Origin of the sequence: Rhodococcus yunnanensis NBRC 103083 (assembly GCF_001895005.1) — a bacterium.
Taxonomy (GTDB): domain Bacteria; phylum Actinomycetota; class Actinomycetes; order Mycobacteriales; family Mycobacteriaceae; genus Rhodococcoides; species Rhodococcoides yunnanense.
Genome location: NZ_BCXH01000063.1, coordinates 1 through 753, shown reverse-complemented (window position 1 = coordinate 753; position 753 = coordinate 1). Strand labels below are relative to the sequence as shown.

At 61.6% G+C, this 753-nt stretch carries 1 protein-coding gene; it reads left to right on the top strand.

Annotated features, from left to right (window positions below; translation table 11 throughout):
- Window positions 1-61: 61 nt before the first annotated feature.
- Window positions 62-753 (top strand): AMP-binding protein (locus tag RY1_RS29280; RefSeq protein WP_169914876.1); only part of this gene is annotated, 692 nt, incomplete at its 3' end.

The following is a 753-nucleotide window of genomic DNA, read 5'->3' as shown; positions in this document are numbered from 1 at the left end:
TTTCACGTTTGCGACGGATTTGTTCGATCGGTCGACGGTGGATGGTTTTGCGGGTCGTTTGGTGGGTGTGTTGGAGGCGGTGGCTGCGGATTCGTCTGTGGTGGTGGGTGATATCGGTGTGTTGGGTGTGGGTGAGCGTGAGTTGGTGGTGTCGGGGTGGAATGAGACTGTGCGGGTGTTGGATTCGGGTGTTGCGGGTGTGGGTTCGGGTGTGACGTTGGCGTCGTTGTTCGTGGATCAGGTGGGTGTGTCGTGGGATGCGGTGGCGGTGGTGGCTGGGGGTGAGCGGTTGTCGTATGGGGTGTTCGGTGAGCGGGTGTTTGCTCTTGCTCGGTGGTTGATCGGTGAGGGTGTGGGTCCTGAGGTGTTGGTGGGGTTGGGGATGCGGCGTGGGGTGGATTTGTTGGTGGGGATGTATGCGGTGGTGGTGGCGGGTGGTGGTTATGTGCCCTTGGATCCGGATCAGCCGGTGGAGCGTAATGGGTTTGTTGTGTCGGTGGCGTCGCCGGTGTTGGTGTTGGTGTCGGGTGCTGCGGATGTGGGTGTGTTCGAGGGTGTGGTTGCTGCTGCGGGTGGTGGTGTGTCGGGTTCGGGTTCGGGTGTGCGTGTGGTGGATGTGTCGGTGGTGGATGTGTCGGGGTTGTCGGTGTTGCCGGTGTCCGATGGTGAGCGGTTGTCGGTGTTGCGTGGGTGGAATACGGCGTATGTGATTTTCACGTCGGGGTCGACGGGTCGGCCGAAGGGTGTGGCGGT